22 protein-coding genes are annotated in these 24,356 nt (G+C 55.9%); 8 read left to right on the forward strand and 14 right to left on the reverse strand.

From position 1 onward, the window contains the following. Positions 1-3: 3 nt before the first annotated feature. The 6 genes from BY447_RS12940 to BY447_RS12965 all read right to left on the reverse strand — a co-directional run bounded on the left by BY447_RS12940 (position 4) and on the right by BY447_RS12965 (position 6,133). Entirely contained in the window at positions 4-1,113 is a 1,110-nt protein-coding gene (locus BY447_RS12940; RefSeq protein WP_110331940.1) for a M20 family metallopeptidase, read from the reverse strand. Beyond that, positions 1,113-1,868 carry a glutamine amidotransferase gene (locus tag BY447_RS12945; RefSeq protein WP_110331256.1) on the reverse strand — a complete coding sequence of 252 codons (756 nt, stop codon included), beginning with the start codon at positions 1,866-1,868 and terminating at the stop codon, positions 1,113-1,115. Before BY447_RS12945 ends, BY447_RS12940 begins: the two co-directional genes overlap by 1 nt. A 12-nt stretch (positions 1,869-1,880) precedes the next feature. Further along, positions 1,881-2,960, reverse strand: a complete 1,080-nt coding sequence (locus BY447_RS12950) for a phosphotriesterase family protein (protein ID WP_110331257.1) — start codon at positions 2,958-2,960, stop codon at positions 1,881-1,883. A 3-nt stretch (positions 2,961-2,963) separates the two neighbouring features. Continuing rightward, positions 2,964-3,965: an ABC transporter permease gene (locus BY447_RS12955; RefSeq protein ID WP_187266233.1), complete on the reverse strand. Its 1,002-nt coding sequence runs from the start codon at positions 3,963-3,965 to the stop codon at positions 2,964-2,966. Positions 3,966-3,987: 22 nt separating this feature from the next. Further along, the gene (locus tag BY447_RS12960; RefSeq protein ID WP_162470140.1) at positions 3,988-4,734 is read right to left on the reverse strand and encodes an ATP-binding cassette domain-containing protein; all 747 of its coding nucleotides are present in this window, start codon (positions 4,732-4,734) and stop codon (positions 3,988-3,990) included. A gap of 376 nt (positions 4,735-5,110) precedes the next feature. Then, a complete protein-coding gene (locus BY447_RS12965) occupies positions 5,111-6,133 on the reverse strand; it encodes a LacI family DNA-binding transcriptional regulator (RefSeq protein WP_110331259.1) in 1,023 nt (340 codons plus the stop codon). A gap of 325 nt (positions 6,134-6,458) precedes the next feature. On the opposite strand from BY447_RS12965, the gene BY447_RS12970 reads away from it, so the two are divergent. Then, positions 6,459-7,409: a substrate-binding domain-containing protein gene (locus BY447_RS12970; RefSeq protein ID WP_110331260.1), complete on the forward strand. Its 951-nt coding sequence runs from the start codon at positions 6,459-6,461 to the stop codon at positions 7,407-7,409. Here BY447_RS12970 and BY447_RS12975 read toward each other — a convergent pair. Further along, positions 7,402-8,283, reverse strand: coding sequence for a ribokinase (locus BY447_RS12975; protein ID WP_110331261.1), 882 nt, complete (start codon positions 8,281-8,283; stop codon positions 7,402-7,404). The genes BY447_RS12970 and BY447_RS12975 overlap by 8 nt on opposite strands. A 29-nt stretch (positions 8,284-8,312) precedes the next feature. Between BY447_RS12975 and BY447_RS12980 the strand changes: the two genes are divergently transcribed. After that, positions 8,313-9,158 (forward strand): BtpA/SgcQ family protein, encoded by an 846-nt coding sequence (locus tag BY447_RS12980; protein WP_033781718.1) that lies wholly within the window; start codon positions 8,313-8,315, stop codon positions 9,156-9,158. 315 nt (positions 9,159-9,473) lie between these two features. Here BY447_RS12980 and BY447_RS12985 read toward each other — a convergent pair whose 3' ends face one another. Then, positions 9,474-10,103: an NADPH-dependent F420 reductase gene (locus tag BY447_RS12985; protein WP_110331262.1), complete on the reverse strand. Its 630-nt coding sequence runs from the start codon at positions 10,101-10,103 to the stop codon at positions 9,474-9,476. Between the two features lie 102 nt (positions 10,104-10,205). Between BY447_RS12985 and BY447_RS12990 the strand changes: the two genes are divergently transcribed. Then, positions 10,206-11,114 (forward strand): LysR family transcriptional regulator, encoded by a 909-nt coding sequence (locus BY447_RS12990; protein WP_110331263.1) that lies wholly within the window; start codon positions 10,206-10,208, stop codon positions 11,112-11,114. Positions 11,115-11,123: 9 nt separating this feature from the next. Here the strand turns inward: BY447_RS12990 and BY447_RS12995 are convergent, their stop codons facing one another. The 3 genes from BY447_RS12995 to BY447_RS13005 form a co-directional block, all read right to left on the reverse strand. After that, positions 11,124-12,404, reverse strand: a complete 1,281-nt coding sequence (locus BY447_RS12995) for a DUF445 domain-containing protein (RefSeq protein ID WP_110331264.1) — start codon at positions 12,402-12,404, stop codon at positions 11,124-11,126. 26 nt (positions 12,405-12,430) lie between these two features. Further along, on the reverse strand, positions 12,431-13,933 hold the full coding sequence (locus BY447_RS13000; RefSeq protein ID WP_110331265.1) for a helicase HerA-like C-terminal domain-containing protein: 1,503 nt from the start codon (positions 13,931-13,933) through the stop codon (positions 12,431-12,433). A 121-nt stretch (positions 13,934-14,054) separates the two neighbouring features. Next, a complete protein-coding gene (locus BY447_RS13005) occupies positions 14,055-15,632 on the reverse strand; it encodes an ABC transporter substrate-binding protein (protein WP_110331266.1) in 1,578 nt (525 codons plus the stop codon). Between the two features lie 688 nt (positions 15,633-16,320). On the opposite strand from BY447_RS13005, the gene BY447_RS13010 reads away from it, so the two are divergent. Genes BY447_RS13010 through BY447_RS13020 form a run of 3 tightly spaced genes read left to right on the forward strand, consistent with a single transcriptional unit; the run spans position 16,321 to position 20,116 of the window. Next, positions 16,321-17,049, forward strand: a complete 729-nt coding sequence (locus tag BY447_RS13010) for a gluconate 2-dehydrogenase subunit 3 family protein (protein ID WP_061061491.1) — start codon at positions 16,321-16,323, stop codon at positions 17,047-17,049. Positions 17,050-17,079: 30 nt separating this feature from the next. After that, positions 17,080-18,849: a GMC family oxidoreductase gene (locus tag BY447_RS13015; RefSeq protein WP_033731366.1), complete on the forward strand. Its 1,770-nt coding sequence runs from the start codon at positions 17,080-17,082 to the stop codon at positions 18,847-18,849. A 4-nt stretch (positions 18,850-18,853) separates the two neighbouring features. Beyond that, on the forward strand, positions 18,854-20,116 hold the full coding sequence (locus BY447_RS13020) for a c-type cytochrome (protein ID WP_110331267.1): 1,263 nt from the start codon (positions 18,854-18,856) through the stop codon (positions 20,114-20,116). 43 nt (positions 20,117-20,159) lie between these two features. On the opposite strand, the gene BY447_RS13025 is transcribed toward BY447_RS13020, so the two are convergent. The 3 genes from BY447_RS13025 to BY447_RS13035 form a co-directional block, all read right to left on the reverse strand. After that, positions 20,160-20,828 carry a MarC family NAAT transporter gene (locus BY447_RS13025; RefSeq protein WP_033781729.1) on the reverse strand — a complete coding sequence of 223 codons (669 nt, stop codon included), beginning with the start codon at positions 20,826-20,828 and terminating at the stop codon, positions 20,160-20,162. 15 nt (positions 20,829-20,843) lie between these two features. Beyond that, entirely contained in the window at positions 20,844-21,479 is a 636-nt protein-coding gene (locus BY447_RS13030) for a hypothetical protein (protein ID WP_013359965.1), read from the reverse strand. Positions 21,480-21,609: 130 nt separating this feature from the next. Continuing rightward, complete coding sequence (locus BY447_RS13035) at positions 21,610-22,119, reverse strand: DUF2501 domain-containing protein (RefSeq protein ID WP_013359966.1); 510 nt, start codon at positions 22,117-22,119, stop codon at positions 21,610-21,612. 530 nt (positions 22,120-22,649) lie between these two features. Here BY447_RS13035 and BY447_RS13040 point away from each other — a divergent pair. Together BY447_RS13040 and BY447_RS13045 are read left to right on the forward strand one after the other, a co-directional pair. Further along, on the forward strand, positions 22,650-23,051 hold the full coding sequence (locus tag BY447_RS13040) for a DUF2382 domain-containing protein (protein WP_110331268.1): 402 nt from the start codon (positions 22,650-22,652) through the stop codon (positions 23,049-23,051). Positions 23,052-23,067: 16 nt separating this feature from the next. Further along, positions 23,068-24,054 carry a YsnF/AvaK domain-containing protein gene (locus BY447_RS13045; RefSeq protein WP_110331269.1) on the forward strand — a complete coding sequence of 329 codons (987 nt, stop codon included), beginning with the start codon at positions 23,068-23,070 and terminating at the stop codon, positions 24,052-24,054. The last annotated feature ends 302 nt before the right edge of the window (positions 24,055-24,356 follow it).

Here is a 24,356-nt window from a genome sequence, read left to right on the forward strand (position 1 = left end):
CCATTACCTCATCCAGTCGTTAATCAACGCACCATACAACACTTCCGCTTCCGCTAACCGGCTCAGTAGGCAGTATTCATCGGTCTGGTGCGCCATTGACGGCTCGCCGGGACCGAGGATAATGCAGGGCGGCGAACCCAGCGCGGGTAACAACAGTGACGCATCTGTAAAGTAGGGCACAATGCGCGGTGTCAGCGGGGCGTCATGTAACGCCTGACAATGCTGATAAACAGAATGAATCCAGGCCTGATTGTCTTCGCTCAGCACCGCCGGCAGATCCACCAGCGTCGTCACCGTTACGCTCTCTCCCAGTAAGGTTGTCAGTTGCTGACGAATGGTGGCGTGCTGCAGATTGGGTGCGCTGCGGATATCCACGTCAAAATGTGTGCGATCGGGCACCGAGTTAATGTTCAGGCCGCCTGCAATGCGTCCGACGTTAATGGTCGGCTGCTTCATCAGCGGATGGGGTGCGCCAGGTGAGAAGTGCTGAATCTTTCCCAGTGCCTCCGCCGCCAGATAAATGGCATTGATGCCCAGTTCCGGCATTGCGCCATGGGCTGTTTTCCCGCGGGTTTCACAGCGTAGCCATAGTGCTCCTTTGTGGCCGATAACCGGATAGTTGGCGGTAGGCTCGCCGACAATCAATGCGCCAATATCAGGCAGGTCAGCGGTATCAATCAGCGCCCGCGCGCCGTCACAGCCCGTTTCCTCCCCACCGGTGATCAACAGCACTACGCCGGAACCCTGCAGAATCGCCTGCTGATTCGTCACGCAGGCAACAGCAAACGCCGCGACAGCGGCCTTCATGTCACTCGACCCGCGCCCGTAAAGTCTGTCACCCACGATTTCACCGAAAGGATCGTACTGCCAGTCAGCATTGCCGAGCGGGACGGTATCCAGATGGCCGGTAAACGCCAGCTGCGGTCCGGGCTGACTGCCAGGCAGACTGGCCATCAGGTTCAGGCGGTTTTCACCGAAGGAGGACAAGGTGACGTCAAAGCCCTGTTCCATCAGCCAGTTCGCCAGAAAGTGCATGCAGGCCGCTTCATTGCCCGGTGGATTAATGGTGTCAAAGCGCAGCAGCTGCTGCGCCAGCGTCTGGCTTTGGCTCATCATCCGCGCACCGTTAACCAGTCCAGACAGTTGATCCACAGCTGGCGATAACCCTGCCACCGGGCAAATTCCTGCGGCAGCCAGTGCGCAGACATATCGCTGGTCCAGACCAGTGAGCGACCCTGCTGATACTCGCGCACCGCCAGTAGCGGATGTGACGTACCATCAATGGTTGCCAGCAATGTGCCTTCAGGGTGCATTTCTACTTCGTTATAACCCAGCAACCACGGCCATTCGTCTGGCATATCGGTGAACAGCGCGTGGGATTCCGTCACGCTGGGGTAAACGCCTTCGGGCGTTTCGATACGGTCATCCCAGGCCAGGCAGCGCACCGGCAGGACTTTCTCAACTGCCGTGTTGCGATAGCGCGCGCCGCCATTAATACCCTGAAAACTAAAGTAGCCGCCCACCATCATCAGCGCGCCGCCCGCGGCCACATAGTCGTGAATCAGCGTCAGACGGTTCGCCGTGCGCTGGCTCTTCAGCCAGGTATCCGGGTGCAGCAGCAATGTATTCGCGCCGATGTCGGAGAGAATGATCGCGTCCCACAGCTGAAGCCCGTCCGGTGTTAAAGGAAACTCGGTGGCGGCAGCATGGGCGGGCATGTAGGTAATGGCATAATCACTGTCGGTCAGCGCCGCCATAAAGTCGGTTGCGCCATTATGCCAGGTAGCGGTGGCAAACTGATCGAAGCCTTTGACGTGAACAGACGTGCTGGTCCAGGACTCGCCGACCAGTAAAATTTTCTTCTGCATTACGGTTCTCCCTTACCCACCAAAAACGCGCTGTGGGTTAGCAATCAGTAAGGTTTCAAGTTGTTCGCCGCTCACGCCGTGGCGTTTCAGACGCGGAACAAAATGTTTAAGGATGTAGCCATAGCCATGACCGCCGTAGCGGGTCAGCATGGTTTTCAGGAACACGTCCTGCGACAATAAAATCTGTTCAATAAAGCCGTCATCGATCAGCTCGCGAATAGCACGGGCATTCTCCTCATCGGACGGTGACTGTGCGGACTCGTCGGCATAGTAATAGCTCATGCCGATCATGTCGTACTCCAGAAAGGCTCCGCGCTGCGCGAGTTCGCGCTGGTAACGTTTGTCGGCGAAGCTGGGGTTCATGTGACACAGCACCACATGGCGCAGGTCTGCCCCTTCATCTTCAAGGATATCCAGCACCTGATGGCCTAATCGTGCCCAGCCGGGCAGGTGCACCTCAACCGGCACACGTGTCGCGGCACTGGCACGGCCCGCCGCCCGCAGGGATTTCTCCTCGTCGGGCGTAAAGCGGCTGGACACGCCAATCTCGCCGATCAGGCCAGCCAGCACCTCGGGTTTTTCCTCCCTGCCGCCGAGGTCGTAAATCAGCTTCTCAGTCAGGGCTTCGATGCTGATCGTTTTCACCCAATCCGGATGCGACGGTTCCAGATATAACCCGGTGCTCATGATGATATTCAGCCCGGTCAGGCGTGCGATGCGTTGCAGTGCTTTGGGATCGCGGCCAATGCCAATATTAGTGGGGTCCACCACGGTATCGCCGCCCAGCGCCCGGAACTTCATTAGCTCCTCAACCGCTAAATCGACATCAAACAGCTGGCAGTTATCGCGGCTGATGAGGGGATTAAGCGACAGCTCGCCCAGGTTTTCGATGCTGACGGGCTTTTCCGCCAGATGACGATCGCTACAGCAGCAGGGCGGCACCCATTTGCCGGACGCATCCAGCAAAATATGTTCGTGCATCAGCGTCACACCCATCTCACTGACAGGGAGCGGGCCGAGTACGGTCATCACATAGCCGCTGTTGATGCCCAGCGGCAGGGGATCAGGATGACGAAAAATCGAATGTTTCATCAGCTATCCTTTCGCCGCCGATCGCGTCGGGTTGAGAATGCGGGTGTTCAGCCAGATCGCCAGCAGAATAATCGTACCGGTGGCGATCTGCGTGTAAAACGGGGAGATATGCGACAAAATCAGGCCGTTCTGGATGATGGCAATCGACAGCGCGCCTAACAGCGTGCCAATAACGGTGCCGAAGCCGCCGAACAGACTGGTACTGCCCAGCACCACCGCAGCGATCACCTGCAACTCAAAGCCTTCGCCCTGATTAGAGGATCCGCTGCCGAGACGGGCGGTGATGATCATGCCCGCCAGCGCTGCCGCCATGCCGCTGAGGATGTAGACCTTCATGGTCACAGCTTTGGTGTTAATCCCGCTACGGCGTGCGCCTTCCGCATTCGCGCCAATTGCCGTGACATAACGACCAAAACGCATATGGTTCAGCACGATATGGCCGACCACCAGCACCACGATGCCAATCAGTGCGGGCATCGGAACGCCCAGCACCCAGGCGCGTCCCATAAAGGCGAACAGGCTGTCGGCAGGGATAGGAATGGAGTAACCCTGGGTGACCAGCAGCGCCACGCCGCGCACCACCGCCAGCGTCGCCAGCGTGACGATAAAGGCCGGGATGCCTTCGTAAGCAATAAAGAAGCCGTTGATGGCACCGACCAGCGCGCCCAGCAGCAGACCGCCCAGCAACACCACCGGCCAGGGCAGGCCCCAGTTATTCAGGGCGATAGCGGACAGCGCGCCGACCAGCGCCAGTGTCGATCCCACCGAAAGATCAATCCCACCGGTGGTGATCACCAGCGTCATGGCCGTGGCGACGATCAGCAGCGGCGCACTCTGACGAATGATATTCAGCCAGTTCGCGCTGCTGAGAAAGTTGCCGGTGATCAGGGAAAACACCACGCAGCAGAAAACGAAAAACAGCGCGATGCTGACCACGCCAGAGTGGTTGTGCAGAAGGCGACGCGGCAGCGAGTGCTGTGCCATACGGGAACTGCTCAGATTCATAATAGTCATCCTGTTACCTCGCTCAGTGCGCTGCGGCCGAGCGGGCGACAAATTTCTCACCCACGATCAAATTGACGATCTCGGTCAGATCCGTTTCGGCCACCCGGCGTTCCGCCACGTTAGTGCCTTCATACATCACCATGATGCGATCGCAGACCAGGAACAGATCCTGCAGGCGATGCGTGATCAGGATGACACTCACGCCACGTGCCGATACCCGCCGGATCAGCTCCAGCACCGCCTCTACTTCGGCGACGGCCAGCGCGGCGGTGGGTTCATCCATGATCAGCACTTTGGGATCGAAGGCGGCGGCGCGCGCAATGGCAATCGCCTGGCGCTGTCCGCCGGATAAATTGCGCACCAGCAGTCGTGTGTCCGGAATAGAAATCCCCAGTCCCTTCAGCATCTCCCGTGCGTCAGCGTGCATTTTCTCTTCATCCAGAAACGGAATGCCGAGAATCGATTTCATCGGCTCACGTCCCATAAACAGATTGCCTGCCACATCGACGGTGTCGCACAGCGACAAATCCTGATAAACCATCTCGATATGGCAGCGGCGTGAATCCGCCGGGTTGCTGAAATGCTGAGCCTCACCATCAATACGAATCGTGCCGCTGGTCGGTACGACCGCACCTGACAGCACCTTGGTCAGGGTGGATTTCCCCGCACCGTTGTCGCCCACCAGGCCCAGTACTTCACCCGGCGCCAGTTGCAGATTGACGCCGCGCAAAGACCGTATCGCGCCGTAGGTCTTGGTAATATTCACCATCTCTACCCGTGTCAGGGCAGTTTGTGCTTGCTGCATGTGATTACTCCCATCACCATTAACGGGACCGTTACTCTGTATGCAAAAAAGGGTTATCCGGCACGGTTTACGCCCATGTAAACCGGTTTACCTGCAGAATAAAACCTTTGTCACAACACACAGAACAACACGCTACAACGATATTTGTTTGCCGGGTAAGACATTGCAGCTTCCGTGCCAGCCTGGGAACAGGCGCTACACTCGCGGTCTAACCTTTTGTAATGAAGAACATTTAAATGTTAACTTCAGGTAAACCGGTTTACTTACTATAATGCTGAGAAATTAAAAAGCGCGTTATTTGCGCTAAAACTGTGCGCTTTTGCGCCATTTCGGGACGTTGTTAACACATTTGTATTGAATCGCGCGCCACCCATTCTACTGGCAGACGGGTTTCGGCGGGGACGGGGAGGTCGTCATTCAGAATGCGCAGCATGATCTCTACCGCCGTGCGGCCCAGTTCACGGGCGGGCTGGCGGATGGTTGAAATACGGGGTTGGGTAAAGTCAGCATAGGTCGCGTCATCAAAGCCGACCAGCGACAGCGCGTCGGGCGCGTTGAGTCCACGCGCGCGCAGGCCATCCATCAATCCCAGCACGAGAAAATCGCTCGCGGCAAAGACGGCAGTAGGGCGTTTAGCGCGGCTAAACAGCTGTTCCAGCGCCTGTTTACCGAACTCACGCTGGTATTCGCCGTACATCACCCATTCGGGCGGGATACACAGGCCAGCCTGCTCCATAGCGGTGCAAAACCCCTGGAAGCGTTCGCGCACACTCATCAGTTCGTCCGGACCGCCGACAAAGGCGATATGCCGGTGACCCGCAGCGATCAGCTTTTCGGTAGCAATCCGGCCACCCTGAACGTTATCGACAAACACCTTGGGCACTTCGCTGCCAGGAATGTCCTCATCCAGCAGCACGATGCGCTGGTGGCGGTTAATTTCTTTGCACAACAGGCCGTTATCAGGATGGTTGGTGGTAAACAGCAGGCCGTCTACCTGGCAGGTATCCAGCCAGCGGATAAACTGGCTCTCTTTGTCTGGATGGTTGCGGGTAATACACAGCACCAGGCTGTAGCCATGGGCAGAGGCGGCTTCTTCGGCGGCATCTGCCAGTTCGGCAAAGAAGGGATTGGTAATATCAGGCAGCACCAGCCCCAGGGTTTCACTACCGCCCTTACTCAGGCGGCGTGCCAGGCTGTTACCGCGATAATCCAGTTGACGAATCGCCGCTTCGATACGGTCAATCGTCTCCTGCGGCAGCATAATGCTTTGATTCATATAGCGGGATACGGTCGCTTTTGACAGTCCGGCCAGTGCTGCGACATCGGATAACAGCACCCGTTTTTTACTCATATCACCTGCCACTTTGCCCGGAATCGGCTATCAGTTAACACCGTTGCGCGCAGCGAATACAGTTTTTTCCATAACCGCTGACGATAAAATAATCGCTTGACAAAATTTAGCCAGAAGCGAATGTTAGAGGCAGTTTACCGCATTACCCGGGAGTCACTCCCAAACCCGATTAATTCCTTTCACACGTGCACCATAATGGACGGTGTACAGAAAGTCGATTCTTCAGGTCCTGGCTCAAGCAGCCATTCATACGATATTTGCCCGCCAACACTATTCCCTCTGCATTTCGATGCGGAGATCAACTGGTTATCGCTCATTCCCGACGAGGAATTTTAAGATGATGGCATTTAACACCAGAAAACTGCGTGCTGTTGCGCTGGCAACCGGCTTACTGTCTGCGGGTTCATTATTTTCACTGGCGCAGGCCGCTCCCACTTATGCGCTGGTTCAGATTAATCAGCAGGCCCTGTTTTTTAATCAGATGAACAAGGGCGCCCAGGAAGCGGCTAAAGCCAGCGGTAAGGACTTAGTGATCTTTAACGCCAACGATAATCCCGTGTCGCAAAATGATGCAATCGAAAATTATATTCAGCAGGGCGTGAAGGGCATTATGGTGGATGCCATTGACGTCAATGGCATTATGCCCGCTATAAAAGAAGCGGCCGCTGCTAAAATACCGGTGATTGCGATTGATGCGGTATTACCTGCTGGCCCTCAGGCGGCTCAGGTGGGTGTGGATAATCTGGAGGGCGGCAAAATTATTGGTAAATATTTTGTCGATTATGTAGCGAAAAATATGGGTAGCAAAGCGCGATTGGGCATTGTGGGTGCGCTGAACTCGGCCGTGCAGAACCAGCGTCAGAAAGGGTTTGAAGACACCATTAAGAGCAATCCGGGTATCACCGTGGCGGATGTGGTTGATGGCCAGAATGTGCAGGATACCGCGATGACGGCGGCAGAAAACCTGATGACCGGTAACCCGGATTTAACCGCTATCTACGCGACCGGTGAACCGGCACTGCTGGGTGCGATTGCTGCCGTTGAAAACCAGGGGCGCCAGAAGGAGATCAAAGTCTTTGGCTGGGATCTGACGTCAAAAGCGATTAGCGGCATTGATGGCGGTTATGTCACGGCCGTGCTGCAGCAGGATCCGAAAAAGATGGGTGAAGAGGCAGTAAAAGCCCTGAACACGCTTGCGTCGGGAAAAACCGTGTCAAAAACCATTCTGGTGCCGGCCACGGTGGTGACCAAAGCTAACGTGGATAGCTACCGCGTGATGTTTAAGTAATCGCTGACTCGCCGCCTGTATGAAGCAGCGCGGCGAGTTCCTCTGCGGTGGGGAAAGCCTGCAGTGTCCCATGACGGCTGACGGTCAGCGCAGCAGCCTGACTGGCATGAATAAGCGCTAATGCATCAATTTCACCCCCACGCAGTATCGCGGACGCCAGCATCACGGCCAGAAAGGTATCGCCTGCGCCGGTGGTATCGACGGCATTGGCGGGTTGTGCCGGGTAAAACGTTCGCTGGTCGCCTTGTGTCAGCCAGGCACCCGCGCTACCGAAGGTGGTCACTAACGTTGTCACTGCGCGGGGCTGCAACTGTTGCGCTTCGTGCTGATTGACCACGGCGATATCCACCAGCGGCCAGCAGGAGGCAAAACCGGCGTGCACGGGTGAGGGATTAAATACGGTGATCAGGCCGTGGGATTTGGCCAGGCTGAACAGCGCATAGGTTTTATCGGGCGAGAAATTGCCCTGCTGCACCAGCAGATCGCCCGGACGCGCGCTGGCAAGATGGTGCTTAAGCGTATCGATGTCCAGCGCATCTGCCGCCGTTGTACTGGTAATAATGGCATTATCGCCATCGGCGCTGTGCAGAATAAGCGAGGTATCGCTCAACGCAGTCATGGGCTGCGTGGGCAATAACGTCACGGGCTCGTTCATGAGCTGCTGACGGATCCATTTTCCATTACTGTCATAACCGGTCGCGGCAATTAAATACGTTTCAATGCCGCAACGGGATAAAAGTATCGCCTGATTCGCGCCTTTACCGCCGATATCCTGCGAACGTTGATAACCGTGAACAGAGGCGCCCTTAGCCGGAATATCAGTAACAGACCAGGTTTCATCGACAGTAATATTACCAGCCACATAAACACGCATAGTGTTTTCCTGAACAGGATAAAGAAGCGATGGTTGCTATATCAGCAGAAAAAATTGATGCAATACAAGCGATATTTTCACGCCCTAAAGCGGTTATTGGCGTCATTCACTGTGACCCTTTTCCGGGGTCGCCAAAATATCGCGGCAAACCCGTCAGCGCGATAATTGATCGTGCATTACGTGATGCGGAAAACTATATTCTTGGCGGCGTTCACGGCCTGATTGTGGAAAATCATGGCGATATTCCTTTTTCAAAACCTGAGGATATTGGCCCGGAAACGCCGGCGCTGATGGCGGTAATTACGGAAAAAGTGCGGGAGCGTTTCGGCGTGCCGCTGGGCATTAACGTGCTGGCGAACGCAGCCTTACCTGCTTTTGCCACCGCGCTGGCGGGCGGGGCGGATTTTATCCGCGTCAATCAGTGGGCCAATGCGTATATCGCCAATGAAGGCTTTATTGAAGGGGCCGCCGCAAAAGCGCTGCGCTACCGAAGCCAGCTTCGCGCCGAACATATCCGGGTGTTCGCCGACAGCCACGTTAAACACGGCAGCCATGCGATAGTGGCCGATCGCTCCATTCAGGAGCTGACCCGCGATGTCGATTTCTTCGAAGCGGATGCGGTTATCGCCACCGGACAACGTACCGGTGACAGCGCCACGCTGGAGGAAATCGACGAGATCCGCGCCGCCACCACTTTGCCGCTGCTGGTGGGGTCGGGCGTGACGCCTGCCAACGTCTGCCAGATTCTGGAACGCACGCAGGCTGTGATTGTGGCCAGCGCGCTCAAAGTCGATGGCGTCTGGTGGAACGATGTGGATCGGGACAGGGTAAAACATTTTATGGCCGTGGCGCAGGCTGCGCTGGATCAAGCGTAGTCACCGTTTATCACCTGGCGCAGACCACAAAAAACCCTGCTGATGAGGCGTAATGCTTGTCAGTTAAGCTTTTAAGAACGCCGCAGCGGGTAACGCTGCGGTTTCTTTTTTACCGCCCGCGGATAATGCTTCTTTAAGGATTTTCACTCAGCCACTGGATCGTTCAACCGATCATTTCTGTCTTAACTGATCGGCATTACACGAAAGCGGCCTTTTTAGTTGGCTAACCGTGCCAGCTCAGGGAGCATACGTTTATTAGCCGTCTTCGACTGACGGTTTCAGCCGCTTTTCTCTATACCCACAGGCTGTTTATGCTTAGCGCCGGGTGGTCTCCAAAAGTGTCCTGATAAGTTGTTCTCTGTTGAGTGCGACACAATAGGCGGGTGTCGCACGCTCGAAACGCCAGCCTTCCGCTAACGCGCCCGCATCCACCGCATCAAACCCAAAGGCATCATAAAGCGCCGTGACGATAGCCTTTCCTTCGCTGTCATCTCCCGCCAGAGGTAGCGCCTGACGGTTCCGATCGCCCGGGGGCAGGCCCTGGGTTTCCAGATCGGTCATGCGGATGGCATTAAATGCCTTGGTGATCCGGCTGCCGGGAAGCTGGCGGGCAAGCCGTTCACTGGTGCTGATGCCACCACTAAGTAGCTCTTCGATGTCGCCATCGCGGTCGGGATAGTAATTGACCGCATCAAGCACGATTTTTCCCCGTAACTCCGCTGCCGGAAGTTGCTCAGTTGCCGTGAGCGGCACAGCGATCACGACCACTTCGCCGAAGTTTGCAGCCTCGGTAGCAGTACCGGTTTCGCAACCAATCATCGGTTTCAGACTGAACAGCGTTCGTGGATCACGCGAGTTGCTGAGCATCACCTCATGTCCCGCTTTAATTGCCAGTTTTGCTATCGCCCGGCCAACAAAACCTGCGCCAATAATGCCTATTTTCATGGGTTTTTCCTCGATGAGTTTTCACGTCCTGACCTTAATTAAAAACAGGAGGTGAATAAACCTACAAACGGACGCAATATAAACAACCAAAAGGAGGGAATGATGGATCGACTTACCAGCATGAAGGTATTTGTTACTGTTGCGGAATCAGGTTCGTTTGCCGCCGCCGCCGGGCAATTGCTCATCTCACCGCAAATGGTGGCGAAGCATATCGCGGCGCTGGAGAGGCATCTCGGCACGCTACTTCTGCATCGCACCACGCGACGACAAAGCCTGACGGATGTGGGCCGCAACTATTACGAACGCTGCAAAATCGTGCTGGCAGAAGTGCAGGAAGCGGATGCGATCGCGCTGGATATGCAGCAGCGGCCATCCGGTACGCTGAAGGTCAGCGCCCCGGTCACCTTTGGTTCTTTCAGCCTGGCGCCGTTTGTGACCCGCTATCTTGATCGGTTTCCTGAAACGCAGGTCGATCTTGAACTCAGCGATCGGCTGGTTGATCCCTTTGAAGAGGGTTATGAGGTGGTGCTCCGGATTGGTGCGCTGGCGGACAGTTCGATTATCGCCCATCCGTTGCAGCCCTATGAGCTGATAGCCTGCGCGTCACCCGCCTATCTGGCGCGGCGCGGCGTTCCTGCCACGCCAGCAGATCTGGAGAACCACGCCTGTCTCGTTTATGGCATCTGGTCACCTTCAAAACCCTGCCGCTGGGTGTTTACCCGGGCGGGTAAGGTCGAAGAAGTACATCCGCAGGGGAGAATGCGATCAAATGACTGGAAAGCGCTCCTTCATGCGGCGCTGGAAGGCTATGGCATTACCCTGGGACCGGCCACCATTCTGGCTGAAGAGATAAGACAGGGACAACTGGTCCAGGTGCTACCCGATTATGCCGGGCCAGCACGTCCCATGCATGTGCTAATCCCGGCGGGCCGTCGCCAGACGGTGAAAATCCGCAGCTTTGTTAAGGCCATCATCACCGAGTTTGGCCTCTATCCACCTGCATCCGGCTAAACCAGGCGGTTATCGGCTCAGCAGCGGGAGTAACTGGGGCAGCTGCGACAGCAGATAGAGAATGAGCCCGATGGTGCCGCCGACCAGCGTACCGTTGATGCGGATAAACTGCAGGTCCTTGCCGATATTGAGTTCGATCTGCTGCGACATGTCGCGCGCATCCCAGCTCTTCACGGTGTCGCTGATGTGACGCGTCAGGAAGCTGGCAAACTCCGGCGCAACGCTGCGCGCCGCCTGTTCCAGATGCTGGTTCATGGAGTCACGCAGCGCCGGATCGGCCGCCAGGGTTTCGCCCAGCCACAGGGCCGCACCGCGCACTTTCTCCTGCACCCGCGAATCCTCACTGCTCAGATCCGCCTTGAGCCAGTTGCGCATATCATTCCACAGCTCGCCAATGTAGCGATTGAACGAGGCATCCTCTTTCAGCCAGCCCTTAATTTCTTCGGCGCGCTCCGCCATTTCCGGGTCGGTCTGCAGCTTAACGATCAGTTTATCAACTGCCCGGTTGAAGCCGAGGCGCAGCTCATGGCCCTGATCCAGCGCCACATCATCCAGCAGGGAATCGACCGCGTTGGCCACCAGCTCGGCGCTGTGTTCGCCCAGCCATTCGGTCGGCAACATTTTGGCTTTGATCGGATGCTCGCGTTTGAGCCAGCGCACCAACTGCATCGCAATAAACTCGCGGGTACTGGGTTTATGCAGCAGCTTCAGCAGCTGTTCAATGGCCGCATCCAGCAGCGCCTGATGACGGTTATTTTTGGTGAGGCTCTCCAGCACCATGGCGCTGGTCTGGGTGAGATCGACCTTGTCGATGGCGCGATGCACGGCGCGACGCATAAAGGTCTGGATCCGCGCGTCATCGGTCAGATCAAGGAAACCGCGCATCACCTGCAGCAGATGGCGGCCAACGCGGTCGGCATTGCCCGGCGCATTCAGCCACTGGGCCAGCAGGTTTGAAGGATCGTGCCGGCGAATCAGATTCAGCAGGGAGTCGGTATCAAGAAACTTCTCCTGCACAAAGCGCCCGAGGTTTTCACCGATACGATCTTTGTTGCGCGGAATGATAGCGGTATGGCGCGAGATAAAAGGCACCGGCACGCGCCGGAACAGCGCCACCACCGCAAACCAGTCCGCCAGTGCGCCGACCATCGCGGCTTCTGCAATCGCTTTGACGCCGCTGACCCAGAAGCCGGGCGGCAGGAAAAGGGTGACGATGAAGGTCGCGGCGGCGAGCAGCAACAGCAGCAGCGCCAGACGTTTCATCCGTTTGAGTTCGTAGTGTTTATCCATAACCTGATCTTAGCAGAGAGCGCGGTTCATCGGCGACGGCCACCCAGCAGGCTGCCGAGCACCCCACGGATGATCTGACTGGTGATCTGACGGGTGGCACTTTTCGCCATGGTCTGGACCACGCCATCGTGTTTGCCGCCGCGCGGGCCGGTATGACCAAACAGGATCTCTTTCAGACCACCGAGAATGCCATTATCGACCGCGACAGCATCGCCTTTGGCCGGGGGGGCGCTCGCCTCATCGCTGGCGGCCTGGAAGCCTTTCTGCAGCTTTTCAAACGCCGATTCGCGATCGATTTCGGTGTCATATTTGCCATAAAGCGGCGAATGGTTGATCAGGCCGTTACGTTCATCGCCGGTGACCGGTCCCATACGCGAGCCTGGCGCAATGACCATCGCGCGCTCCACCACCGACGGGCTGCCTTTGGCATCCAGGAAGGAGATCAGCGCTTCGCCGGTACCCAGCGCCTGAATCGCTTCCACGCTGTCAAACGCCGGGTTGGCGCGCAGCGTATCGGCGGCCGTTTTCACCGCTTTCTGATCTTTCGGCGTGAAGGCACGCAGGGCGTGCTGGACGCGGTTGCCGAGCTGTCCCAGCACCCGGTCGGGAATATCTGCCGGGTTCTGGGTGACGAACCAGACGCCGACGCCTTTGGAACGGATCAGCCGCATCACCTGCTCGATTTTCTCCAGCAGCACCGCTGGTGCGTCGGTAAACAGCAGGTGCGCCTCATCAAAGAAAAACACCAGCTTTGGCTGATCGAGATCGCCCGCTTCCGGCAGATGCTCGTAAAGCTCCGACAGCAGCCACAGCAGGCTGGTGGCGTAGAGTTTTGGCATCTGGTAGAGCTTCTCAGCAGAGAGGATGTTGATGACGCCTTTGCCGTTGCTGTCGACGCGCATCCAGTCGGCGATATCCAGCATCGGCTCACCAAAGAAGTGTTCCGCACCCTGTTGCTCCAGCGTCAGTAATCCGCGCTGAATCGCGCCGACTGAGGCACTGTTGATATTGCCGTAGTGGGTCTGGAAGTTTTTGGCGTTGTCACCGATATATTGCGTCATGGCGCGCAGATCTTTGAAGTCCAGCAGCAGCAGGCCCTGGTCATCGGCGATGCGGAAAATAATCTGCAGCACGCCGCTCTGGACTTCATTCAGGTTCAGCAGCCGCGCCAGCAGTAATGGACCGAGATCGGATACGGTGGCGCGCACCGGATGGCCTTTCTCGCCAAAGATATCCCACAGCACCACCGGATTGCTCTGCGGCTGCCAGTCGGTGACGCCGATTTTCACCAGCCTCTCCTGCAGCTTTTCGCTGAACTGGGCCGCCATCGCCACGCCGGTTAAATCGCCTTTGACGTCAGCCATAAAGACCGGTACGCCACTCGCAGAGAACGATTCGGCCAGCTTCTGCAGCGTCACGGTTTTCCCGGTGCCGGTCGCACCGGTAATTAAACCGTGACGGTTGGCCATTTGCGGTAACAGATGAAGTTCGACGTCTGGCGTACGGGCAATCAGTAGCGGGGAAGTCATGGTTTTCCACTCTCAGTCAAAGGATTATGCCTGAAGGATAGCAAGCGGAGCATAGACAGGAGGAGAACAATTCGTCAAAAGCGCGGCCGCTACTCTATGAGCAGCGGCCTGAAACGCGGGATTACTTCTGTACCTCTTCGAAATTGAGCAGGCTGACGCCAATGCCCTGCTGCAGGTGATTGAGGTTGCTGCGCACCGCCACCTGGGTCGCGCCCTGTAACAGAACCACAAACGGTGAATCCTGCTGGATGCGGGTTTGCAGCCCGGTATAGAGGCTACGGCGTTTAGCCGCATCGCTCTCTCCGGCGGCGGCGCGGGTCTGCGCACTCAGCTCCGGAATGGTCCAGCCGACGCGCCACGCCAGGGTTTTGCCGCCGCCTGGCACGTTAGAGGCAAAGGTGCTGGCGTTGGTGTTGGGATCGATGTAGTCCGCGCCCCAGTAAGTGAAGATGGCCTGGAAGTCGCGGCTGCGCATTTTGCTCCACAGCTCTGACTCCGCCACCGGCTGGATATCGAGCTGCACATCCGCTTTGGCAAAGCTCGCCTGCAGCGCCTGCGCCACATCAATAAACGGCGGCTGGTTCACCACCGTCAGCGCGATGTGGGTGCCCGGTTTGATGCCGCCTTTCTGCAGGATTTCCTGCGCCTTTTTCAGATCGTAATGGAACGGCGTGGTGTTCAGTGCACCATCGAAGCCGTCTGGCAGGAAGCTTTGATGGATGCGGTACTGACCTTTCAGCAACTGGTTTGCCAGGCTGTCATAGTCCACCAGCCAGCGTGCCGCCTGCCACAGGGCCGGATTGCCCAGCGCCGGTTGCTGCGCACTCTGAGTATTAAAGCCAACGTAGTAAACCAGGCTGGACGGGAAGGCGTCGACCCGCACATTGGGCACATTTTTCAGCGCGGCAATCTGATCCGGACCGAGCTGATAGGCGACGTCCACATCACCCTGCTGAATCAGCAGTCGGCGGCTGCCGGCATCGGCTACGCCCTTGAGCAATACCCGCTTCAGATGCGGCTTCTGCGTGCTGTAAGGGTTAGCTTCCAGCACCAGCGCCTGCAGCGGGACAAACTGTTTGATGGCATATGCTGCGCTGCCAGCCGAATGCGTTTTCAGCCAGGCATTGCCGTAATCATTGTTGCTGACGTGTTCCTGCGCCAGTTTACTGTCAACGATGGAGGCGACCGGTGCGGTCAGCAGGCGCAGCGCCAGATCGTTGCCGATCTCAGCGGGCCAGCGCAGCTCAAGCTGGTGGTCGTTGATCACGGTGAACTGCTGATCGATATTTTCGGGCTTCCAGCCAAACTCCCCCAGGATAAAAGAGGGCGCTTTGTTGAGTTTTACCGAACGGGTTAAGGAGAAGACCACATCCTGGGCGGTCAGTGGATGACCGCTGGCGAAATGGGCCTGCGGATTGAGGTCAAACACCAGGCTGTGCGGCGTTTTTCCGGCCTGCCAGCGTGTGGCGGCGAGTGGCGAGAGCTGCTGCGGGTTCTGATGATTCGGCTCCAGCAGCGTCTGATAGATATTGCGCAGGCTGCTGTTGCTGACGGTTTCAAAACTCTCCGCCGGATCGAAACTGATGATGCCATCGAGTGGCACGGCGACCACCAGCGTGTCGGCAGGCGTCGCGGCTTGTGCCGGATGAATCAGTGCCAGAGTAGTCAATAAAGAGAGTGAGAGTAGCGTTTTGCGCATCGAGAGTTATCCTGAGTCGTTGATCGCTCTACTCTATCGGGCACTGGATAATCTCAAAATGCCGGTTTGTTATGAGCTTTGCACAATTACATGCTTAGTTATTCAGGCAAAAAGACAAATTAAGATAATGTCCGTCAGTAATTATTTCAGCGTCATTTTACAGCAGGCGGAATAAAACAGGATTTATTCGGGCGATCACAATTTGCGCACTGTCTGATTGTATGACCATCAAAGTCACTATAGTGTTAACGATGAGAATGAATCTCTGGTATGGAAGTATGATATTTTTTTATCGGTTATTCTGCGTGATGATGACAGGGCGAAAATAATATCCGTCGCTCCTGCGTCAAAACGGCTAAATACCCGATGTTTATGCGGTTTTAGACGCAATTTCCTCGCTGTAAATCTTTTACCTATCCTTAACCCTTCCGCAACACCATGATAAACTTTCACTGCGACACATTTTAAATTCAATTTTTACATTCAGACATAGTTATATCCCTAATATTGCCAGGTTATTAACCGATATGTTCCGTTAGTCACCGAACCATAATTCTACCTGCCTTCGCTGTTCTGCCGTTGTCTGTGCTGTGTGCGTTCATCCCTGCGGGGAGTTTCCTGCCTGCACCAGGCCTTTCAGCGTCATAACACCGTAAGCGGGTATTTAGCAGATGAGAGTCGTGCGGATATGCTTTTAGAAAAACCCACCACCAGGCGTAAATTTTTGCTCGGTTCACTGCTGGCGTTGCCATTAAGTGAGCTGGTACTGAAAGGCATGACTGCGGCACAGGCTGCAGAGATGGCCGCACCCGAGTTAGCCGATTACAAACCGATCTTTTTTAGTGCCGATGAGTGGCAGTTTATTCTGGCCGCCACCGACCGCCTGATTCCGGCGGGCGGCAAAGGCAAAGCGCCAGGCGCGCTGGAAACTAACGTGCCGATCTTTATCGATCAGCAGCTGCACAGCGAAGCGTTTGGCAGCGAAATCTATATGCAGGGACCTTTCAACACGAAAGCACCCGCCACGATGGGTTATCAGATCCCGTTCCGTCCCCAGCAGATGTATCAGACCGGTATCCGGCTGATCAATCAGTGGTCGCAGACTACGCATCAGAAAGCGTTTCATGCGCTGACGCTGGAAGAGAAAGATGCGGTGCTGACCCAGGTCAACAAAAACGAGATCGACTTTGCCGCGCTGGGCGAAGCCGATCTGAAGCCTTCCCATTTCTTCAGCCAGCTGCTTTCCGATACCAAGCATGGTTACCTGGCCGACCCGATGTACGGCGGTAATAAAGGCATGAAAGCCTGGATCGCCATCGGCTTCCCGGGAGCGCGTGCCAGCTTCACCGAATGGGTGAAACAGCATAACGTTCCTTATCCACTCGGCCCGGTCAGCATCAAAGGTGAACGCGCATAAGCGCTTCCACATCAGGTAAACAGGATTATCATGGCACAGGTTACTAAAAAAGAAGTCGACGTCGTGGTCTGCGGCCTCGGCTGGGCAGGCTCGCTGATGAGCATCGAGCTGGCACTGGCAGGTCTGGACGTGCGCGCCCTGGAGCGCGGCGGCGATCGCGATTATGACGAATTCGCCTACCCGAAACCGGCGGATGAATATGCCTACGCGGTGCGCAACAAAGTGTTTGCGACACCCGCCGAAGTGGCGGTCACCGTGCGCTACAACAGCAGCCAGACGGCATTGCCAACCCGTAAATGGGGCGCATTTGCACCGGGCACCGGCGTAGGCGGTTCCGGCCTGCACTGGACGGCGGTACTGATCCGTCCGACGCCGACCGATATCAAACTTAAAACCTACGTTGACGAGGCTTACAAGCCCGGCATTCTTCAGGATGATATGCGGGTGATGGACTTCCCGTTCAGCTGGGAAGAGATCGAGCCCTATTACTACAAATTCGAACTGATTTGCGGCCAGTCGGGCAACACCGGCAACCTGCGCGGTAAAATCCTGGAAGGCGGCGACCCGTTTGAAGGCCCGCGTTCCGAACCTTATCCACTGCCTGCGCTGGATGACACGCTGAACAACGTGATGTTCAAAGAGGTGGCGACGAAACTCGGTTACCATCCGTTCCCGAACCCGTCAGCCTGTGTGTCGCGTGCGTGGAAAAACCCGTACGGCAACCAGATCGCCCCGTGTAACTATTGCGGCTATTGCAGTAAATATCCGTGCCTGAACTACTCCAAAGCGTCGCCGCAGACCGCGGTGATGGATTCGCTGAAGCGGATGCCGAACTTCTCCTATGAAGTGAACGCGGAAGTGATCAAAGTCGTACTGAACGATGACAAGAAAACCGCCAAAGGCGTGATCTATATCGATGCACAGGGCAACGAGTGCTTCCAGCCAGCGAAAATCGTGGTGCTGAGCAGCTTCCAGCTTTACAACGTGCGTCTGATGCTGCTTTCCGGCATCGGCAAACCCTACAACCCGATTACCGAAGAGGGCGTGGTCGGCCGTAACTACGCGTTCCTGTCGAACGGCGGCGCAACGCTGTTCTTCAAAGATAAAAACTTCAATCCGTATGCGACTGCGGGCGCGACCGGCCAGATGTTTAACGATATCTCGCCAGGCAACTTCGACGGTCCTTCGCTCGGCTTCCTGGGCGGCGCGAAGATCCACAGCTCACAGGCGACCGGCACGCCGATCAGTACCGCGCTGCCAAAAGGCACGCCGACCTGGGGCATGGGCTACAAGGAAGGTCTGGAAGAGTGGTACGGCCATTCGATGAAGATCAGCATCACCACCACCTGCCAGTCTTATCGCGACATCTATCTGGATCTCGATCCGAACTACAACGATCACCGTGGCCTGCCACTGCTGCGCATGACGTTTAACTGGAAAGAGAATGAGCTGAAGCTGCAGCAGCATCTGAAAGGCATCGTCGGCAACATCGCTAAAGAGCTTAACCCGGACAGCATGAGCATGAGCTTCCTGCCGATGGGCGCGGACTTCGATATCACCAAGTATGTCTCTACCCATAACGTGGGCGGTGCAGTGATGGGCGATAACCCGAAAACCTCGGCGCTGAATAAGTATCTGCAGAGCTGGGATGTGCATAACGTCTTTGTGCCCGGCGGCAACGCTTTCCCGCAGAACTTCCAGGCGAACCCGACCGATACCATCGGTGCGATTACTCTGATGGCGGCGCAGGCGATCAAAGATCACTACCTGAAAAATCCCGGCCCACTGGTACAGGCATAAGCGCATGAATAAGCTGAAACTGAAGTCTTTTATTTTTGCCAACGCGGTGCTGCTGGCCAGCGGATTTGCGCTGCCGGTTCACGCCGAGGATGAAGCGCAACTGATTAAGCAGGGCGAGTATCTCTCGCGGCTGGGCGACTGTATGGCGTGTCACTCGCTACCCGGCAAACCGGCCTATTCGGGTGGACTGGCGATTGAGTCGAACCTCGGCACCATCTTCTCGACCAACATCACGCCGGATAAGCAGCACGGCATCGGCAACTACAGCGAGCAGCAGTTCTCTGACGCGGTCCGCAAAGGGGTATTACCGGACGGATCGCATCTCTATCCGGCCATGCCGTATCCTGACTACGCCAAAATCAGCGATGCCGATATCCACGCGCTCTACGTCTACTTCATGAAAGGCGTACAGCCGAGCGCGGAACAGCCACCGGAAACCGATCTGAGCTTCCCGTTCAGCCAGCGCTGGGGCATGCGGTTCTGGAACTGGGCGTTCGCGTCCGATAAGCCGTTCCAGCCGATTGGCGGTGCATCAGCCGAAGTTAATCGCGGTGCTTATATCGTGGAGAGTCTGGGTCACTGCGGCAGCTGCCATACGCCGCGCGGTCTGGGCATGAACGAGAAAGCGCTGGATAGCGGTGACGATAAATTCCTGGCGGGCGGCAGCCTGAACAACTGGGATGTGCCGTCACTGCGTGGCCTGCCACACTGGAGCGAGCAGGAAATCATCGATTACCTGCAGACCGGCCGTAACGATAAAGCGGCAGTCGGCGGCGAGATGACCTCGGTGGTTGAGCACAGTAGCTCACACATGACCGATGCCGATCTCAAAGCTATCGCGGCCTACCTGAAGTTCCTGGGCGGCAATCCGCCATTGCAGGCCTTCAACGTGCAGGCGCAGCAGGCAACGGAAGCGAAACTCACCGCCGCGAAGAACCTCAGCGAAGGCGAGCGTCTCTATCTGGATAACTGCGGTGCCTGTCACTTCGTGACCGGCAAAGGCGCACCAGGGATCTTCCCGGAGCTGGATGGCGCAACTATCGTCAATGCCAAGGATCCAACCGGCCTTATCCACACCATTCTGGCCGGCGCGCAGCAGCCTTCTACCGAGAAAGCGCCGTCTAAACTGGCGATGCCGGGCTTTGCCCAGCGGCTGAATGATGATGAAGTCGCGCAGCTGGCGACCTTTATTCGTCAGGGCTGGAGCAACACCGCGCCTGCGGTGAGCAAAGATCAGGTTGCTGAAGTACGTAAAACGCTGAAGTAATCGCGCTTTCCCCTCTGCCTGTCCGGAGAGGGGAAAACCCGGATTAATGGAAGGTGCGTACCACTTCCAGCACGCCGTTAATGATGAACTGCACGCCCATACAGACCAGCAAAAATCCCATCAGGCGCGATATCGCCTCAATACCGCTTTTGCCCACCAGCTTCATGATGGCCCCCGAACTGCGCAGCGAGATCCACAGGATCAGGCTCACCAGCAGGAAGGTCAGCACCGGCGCAACACTGATCACCCAGGCGGGAAAATCGACGCCACTTCTTACCGTTGAGGCAGAAGAGATGATCATCGCAATGGTTCCCGGCCCGGCCGTGCTTGGCATCGCCAGCGGCACAAAGGCGATGTTCACCGGCTCTTTGGTTGCCTCCTGCTCATCCAGTTTTTGCTTCGCTTCGACCGAATGTCCCGCCGGCTTCGCCGGAAACAGCATCCGGAAGCCGATAAAGGCGACGATCAGACCGCCCGCCATGCGCAGACCTGGTATAGAGATACCGAAGGTGTTCAGCACCGCGCTGCCCGCGTACCACGCCACCATCATGATGGCGAAAACGTAGATGGAAGCCTGGCGCGCCTGGCGGTTGCGCTCCTGGAAGTTCATCTCACCTGCCAGACCTAAAAACAGCGCCACGGTGGTGAGCGGATTGGCGAGCGGCAGGATCACTACCAGCCCCAGGCCAATCGCTTTAATCAGCTCCAGCATGTCCGAACTCCCTGATTAGTGTTTCGGGCGCTCCAGCGCTTCTAACAGTTCCGGGAAGAAGTCCTGCAGGATTTCCGGCGTCATCAGTTCGGGATACTGCATCAGATGTTCGCGGATACGCTCATTGACGTCCGGCAGCAGGCGCTGGGCCGCAGCACTAGCGGTGATTTTGTGCTTCTTCATGGCGCGCAGCAGATCGCCTGGCAGCGTGTCTTCGTCATCGCCGTCATCGACCATCTCCAGCGCATCCAGCTCGTCGAACATCTCCATCAGCGCTTCGGTCTGCGGCGTGCGCGACTCATATTCACGCGGATGTTCATCTTCCAGGAAGCGCAGCATCGCGCGCATCGGCGTACCGTCTGGCGTGGAGGGTGGCTCGGTAGCAAACCAGCTCAGCAGCTGATGCATAGTGACCTGATGGACGCGATAGCCACTGTCGACCAGCTCATCGGCCAGCAACTCGGCGGTTTCGTTTTCAATCAGGCAGATGTGGGTGCGTTTAGGTTCGTACTGCTCCAGCCACTGGTAGATCTCTTCAATCACGCCATCGTCATACTCGAATTTTTTGCTGAGATAGCTGTCGTCCTGTTCGTGAACGCAGGCCTGAATCTGATCGGGGTCGAAGTAAAGTGCGATGTTGATGCCTTTCATGCGTGCTGTCCTGTAGAAACCAAAACAACACTATAGCGCTCAACCCCAGGTTAAGGGAATGTCAGGCATCACAGCAAAGCGGGGTTTAACGCTCCCCTCTGAGAAGAGAGGGGAGAGAAGAGGAGAGGGATCAGGAGATAAAGTTTTTGCCCTGCTTCAGGACCACGTCACAGGCTTTGGTTTTCAGCTTCTCACCCATTGGCGAGTTGCTCAGGCTTTGCAGATTCAGCTGCTGGCCGTTCCCGGTATTCAGCAGGCCTGCCACGCCCTGGGTGTAGTCGGTTTTCTGCTCCTGCGCGGTAGTGGTGTTCAGACCGAGCTTGCTCAGCACCTGATCTTTCACCGACTGCACATTATTTTTCACCACGTTGTGTTCGACGCAATACTGCATTACACCGGCCGCATTGGTCATACTGTTGGCGCTGACCGCTTTGTCGCCGCCGCCCAGCATGCTGGTAATAGTAGAAAGCGACATGCCGCCATTCTGCTGCGTGGTGCTGGTGGTGCTGCCGTTGTTCTGCTGGCTGAGCTGCGATGCTGCACTGCTCAGCTGATCCTGCCAGCTTGCCGCTGATGCACTGCCTGCCACCAGAAGTGCCGCCATGCCCAACATCCATGCACTGCGTTGTGCCTGTTTCATCTTAACCTCAGTATCTGCGTATTCAGTTTTGCTAAGAGAGTCTGACGAGCAGAAAGTTCCTGAACTTCCTTCATAAATAACGCTTTGGGAATCTTCTGTAATAAGGCGATTAAATATGCGGATGAGTACGGGTGTTATTATTTCGTGAGATGACTTGCCCTGGTGCGTTAATTAGCTCATCTGCTGAAACATTCTTTAATATTCTCGCCACTTTTATCAGGAATTGTCCTGGTCTGAATTAAAATTTTCGCTTTTCTATAAGCAGTTTTATAAGTCTTTATGTCTGCAGTGTGAATATTTACCTTCGCAATTACTTATTCACAGGTTTCAGTTTTATATGGGTTTTTTATTTTTACCGTAGCGGTAATGAAAAAGGATTTGCGCATTTCAGACGGGGATTTTCGTACCGTAATTAAATCGGTCCCGAAAAAAATTTTATTATCCCACCTTGCGAAAATCGTGAGGGTGTTCATGCTTAATCACTGTGTCAGGCAGTTGTGGCCGATATTTAAATTAACGGGAGAGTTATTATGGCTGGACAGCCAGAGCACAATAATAATGCAGAGGTCATGCTTAAACTCGCTGAAGAGAAAATAGCCCTGACGAAGCAAAAGATTGTGGATGGACATGTCCGCGTTACCCGTTCCACAACTGAGCATGACGAGGTCATCAGTACACTGCTTACCCAGGAGAAGGTTGAGGTTAAGCATGTAGCGAAAGCACAGCCCGTTGAAACGATGCCCGAAATCAGGGAAGAGAACGGTGTACTGATTGTCCCGGTAATAGAGGAAGAAATCCAAATCGTCAGAAAGCTGGTGCTTAAAGAAGAAATCCACATCCGAAAAGTGCAGGAGAATGTTCCTTTTCAGGAAGTGGTGACCCGACGTGAGCAGCAGGTGAACGTTGAGAGAGATGACGATCAAATCAGCTAACAGAGAGGAACCTATCATGGCACAGGAAAAAATCGTAACACTGTTCGATTCTGCAATTCAGGCAGAGGCCGCGAAAAGAAATCTCGTGAAAGCAGGCTTTTCTGATCGGGACATCAGTCTTATCAGTGGAGAACGTTTGCAGCAGGAAGGGCAGTCTGTCCGCCATCCGAGCCTGTGGCAGCGTCTGTTTGGGCACGACGTCGATAAAGATGAGGCGGATGTCTACATCCGAGCGATGGACAAGGGCGGCGTCGTGCTGACCATCCGTACTGAGGAGGAGAAGCTGGCCCGCGCTATGACGATTCTCCATTCTCATGACTCAGTGGATGTGCCGTCACGTATGCAAAGTTCAGTTAATAACGGCACCACCGCGCCGGGCATCAACCCGACAGCAGGCAAGCAGTTTGCCGGTGAGACCAACGACCGCCCGGCTGAGCCGCTACGTACCTCACTGACCGGTGATGAGAGCGAAGCAGATATTCTGCGTCTGGCCGAAGAGCAGGTGGAAGTGGGTAAACGCCTGGTCAGCGAAGGTTCGACTCGCGTACGACGCTATACCGTGACCGATACCGTCTCTGAAGATATCTCGCTGCATGAGCAGCACGCTGACATCTTCCGCCGCTCGTTGAATGAACCCGCGCTGGCCGGAGAAGTGGACTGGTCCGAGAAGACCGTCGAAGTTGCCGAGACTCACGAACAGCCGGTGATTAACAAAACGACCCACGTGAAAGAAGAAGTGGTGGTGCGTACCGACGGCAGCGATCGTACCGAGACCATTAATGACACGGTACGTCGTCAGGAAGTGGACATCGACCATGCACGAGGTGGTCTGGAGAGCGAACTGCCGGGTACAACTGCAGGGGTGAAACCTGCCGCCGCTTCGCAGTCACCAGCAGCGCATAACCGCGATCACAAAGAGAGCCTGACTGAGAAGGTGAAGGATAAAGCTGGTGAAGTGAAGGATAAGGTGGAGCATAAGCTGCATCATGACCATACGCATTGAGGCGCTTATCCTGACAACGACAGGCGCTGATGGGTATCGCTGATACCTGATGCTGAAGATGCAAGGAAGAGCCAACCGCGAGGTTGGCTCTTTTGCGTTGTGGGGGAGGTGAGGGGTTAAGGTTGAGGCTTGTTAAGGTGGTGCTGTCTTTATTTGACTGGCTGAGCAGCGACGCTGTATTGCTCAGCTGATCCTGCCAGCTTACCGCTGATGCACTGCCTGCTACCAGACGTGCCACCAGTCCCCATTTCTACGCACTGCATTGTGCTTGTTCCATCTCAACCTCGGTATGTACTTATTCA

It is taken from the genome of Pantoea sp. JKS000250 (assembly GCF_003201065.1).
Classification (GTDB): domain Bacteria; phylum Pseudomonadota; class Gammaproteobacteria; order Enterobacterales; family Enterobacteriaceae; genus Pantoea; species Pantoea vagans.